Raw genomic sequence first — 2,667 nt, forward strand, 5'->3', positions numbered from 1 at the left:
GGCCGTGGGGGGCTGGTCCAGAAGGCGCATGACCGCCTGGTACGGCTTGCTCCCGTGGGCGATCTCGAACATGTGGTGGCCGCCCGCACCGTAGGCGAAGACCAGCAAGGCGGCCAGCACGCTCTGGGCCAGGGCGGCGGCCGTCAGCGTGCCGGCTGCGGCCAGCCAGGCCAGCGCCCCGAACGTACCGGCGGCACCGAACAGTTGCAGCGCCAGCACGACGCCGTACCCGTGCACGACGGCCCGGCGTCCACGTGCCTGCGGGGTCAGGAACGCGCGCATGACGGCGGCGTACCGGCCGATGAGGAATCCGTCCACGCCGAAGACGCGGACCTCCTTCGCCGCGACGGGGCCGCCGGTGAGCTCGGCCAGGTAGCCGGCCCGGCGCAGGCGCAGGACCTGCTCGGGGCTGTCGGCCAGGGACTCCGCGCCACCAGGGCCGACGAGCAGCGCGGCGATGCGGCGGTTCTGCGCGACCGACAGGGCCAGCGCGACCGCGGCCACCCACCACACGTGCGCGGCCAGCACCGCGGCGCCGAACAGCGCCGCCGCCGCCCGGCTCGCCTCTCCGGCCAGTGCCACCGCCGCCATGCCCGCCGTCCTGCCGCGGTGCCCGGTCAGCGCCAGCCGTACGTCGGCCTGCACCTGAGGGTTCTCCAGCCGCGCCAGCGGCATGGCCGTCGCGGCGGCACGCACTCTCGCGCGCAGCACACCATCGACGCGCCGGGCGGCGGCGGCCCCGGCCGGTTCCCGCAGCGCCGCGCAGAACTCCTGCCCCAGCAGGGCGAGCAGCAGTGCGGCCACCTCGATGACGCCACCGTGGTCGATCAGCCGGCCGAGCGGGATCGTGCTGAGCGGCCCGAGCACCGCCGCGCCCACACTGAAGGCCCCCAGGGAGAGGAGGCGGCGGGATCCTGCCAGCGGCACCAGCCGGATCAGGCCCACGGTAATCCAATGTGCTCACATTGATCTGACATGCCGCCGACGGTAACGCGGCAACCCCGCGCCGGTCAAACCCATGCGATCACATCGAGAAGCGCGATACGGGCCGACCCGGCGGTGCTCCGCGGCCGAGCGGCGACCCGCCGGGGCGGGACGTCGGAGCGGGACGTCGAAACCGCCGCCGAGGTCGTCATCGAGGTTGTCACCGGGGTCGTCCTGCGCGGGGGAAGCCTTCCCGCGCGCCCGCGCAGGAGTTTGAGCGTGTCGGGTTTGCGGGGGCATGCCGTTACGGAGAGTATCCGACTGCGAGGAAGGCGAAATATCCCACCTCGGGGACGAGTGTGGGAGGGACGCCTGACCGGCCGGCCGGGGAGGGCGGGTGAGGAGAGGGCTGCGGTGGTTCGCCGACAAGCTGTTCCCGCCTGGCGCCAACCGGCACGACACCGTACCCGCCCTGCTGGTCGTACTGACCGTTGTGACCGGCATCGTCGACGCCGTCAGCTTTCTCGCCCTGGGCGGCGTCTTCAGCGCCAACATGACCGGCAACATCGTCTTCCTCGGCTTCGCGCTGGCCGGGGAGGAGCGGCTGTCGTTGTGGGGATCGCCGGTGGCCCTCGTGTCCTTCACAGCGGGCGCCTGGGCCACGGGCCGGGCGACCCGGCGGGTGGCCGAGCCGCGCCGGGCGTTCGTCCTGCTCACCGCCGTGCACGCGCTGCTCGTGGCGGCCGCCTTGGTGACGGCCGAGCTCGCCGGGCATCGGGAGCCGCCGGGGCAGGCCACCCTCATCGCACTGCTCGCCTGCGGTATGGGTATGCAGAGCGCGTCCGTACGCCGGCTGTCCGTACCCGACATGAACACGAACGTCCTGACGACCACCCTCACCGCGCTCTTCGCCGAAGGCGTGGGACGAGACGCTGTGCGCCGGTGCGCCGGCATCGCCGCCATGTTCGCCGGGGCGTTGGGGGGCGCCTCGCTGCACGTCATCACCGGTCCGGCGCCCGCGCTCGCCGCCGCCACGGTCCTGCTCGCCGTCGTCGCCTTCGCGGCCCGCTCCGTCCGGTTACGGCCGCGTTCGGGCGTCGCCGAGGGGCAGGCTGCCGAGCCCACGGGCGGGTCTTCGCGCAATAGTGTCCACATGCGTGTCGATCCGCGCCGGCGCCGTACGACGCGTTGTATGACAAGCGGCACGGGACGGAAGGACCACACCGGTGAAATTCATGATCGTGGGCAAGAGCAACGCGGAGGTCGAGGCCGGGGCGCTGCCCAGCCAGGAGCTCGTCGACAATATGCACGCCTTCAACGAGTCGCTGGTCAAGGCGGGGGTTCTGCTCGCGGCCGAAGGGCTCTACCCGAGCTCGTACGGGGCTCAGATCTCCTACAGCGATGGCAGGGCGACGGTGATCGACGGGCCGTTCGCCGAGGCCAAGGAGCTCATCGCCGGCTTCTGGCTGATCCAGGTCAAGTCCAGGCAGGAGGCCGTCCAGTGGGCGCTGCGCGTACCGGTTCCTCCAGGGCACGAAGGGATCGGGCTGGACGTGTGGCAGGTGTTCGACCCCTCGGACGTACCGGACGACACGATGCCGCCCCAGGTCCGGGAGCGCGAGCAGGCGCTACGCGAGCGTCTCGGCGCGGACGAGCCGAGCGACTGACACACCCCGACGCTGGGATCGCACGGGCCCACCCCGCAGGAACACCTGACGGCATGCCTCGCCGGCCCGAGCGCCC

At 72.6% G+C, this 2,667-nt stretch carries 2 protein-coding genes and 1 pseudogene; 2 read left to right on the plus strand and 1 reads right to left on the minus strand.

Going from position 1 to position 2,667, the window contains the following annotated elements; translation table 11 throughout:
- Positions 1-945, minus strand: a 945-nt coding sequence (locus E1295_RS49575; RefSeq protein WP_166427801.1) for a hypothetical protein, incomplete at its 3' end; no start/stop codon positions are given.
- Positions 946-1,321: 376 nt separating this feature from the next.
- Between E1295_RS49575 and E1295_RS52780 the strand changes: the two are divergent.
- Positions 1,322-1,972: pseudogene (locus E1295_RS52780) on the plus strand (YoaK family protein); the annotation flags it as partial.
- 187 nt (positions 1,973-2,159) lie between these two features.
- Entirely contained in the window at positions 2,160-2,591 is a 432-nt protein-coding gene (locus tag E1295_RS47920; protein WP_246081259.1) for a YciI family protein, read from the plus strand.
- Positions 2,592-2,667 lie beyond the last annotated feature (76 nt).

This window comes from Nonomuraea mesophila (assembly GCF_004352805.1).
Classification (GTDB): Bacteria; Actinomycetota; Actinomycetes; order Streptosporangiales; family Streptosporangiaceae; genus Nonomuraea; species Nonomuraea longispora.

Coding starts and splice junctions, on each gene's coding strand:
- E1295_RS47920 (WP_246081259.1), top strand. CDS start 2,160: ATGATCGTGGGCAAGAGCAACGCGGAGGTCGAGGCCGGGGCGCTGCCC.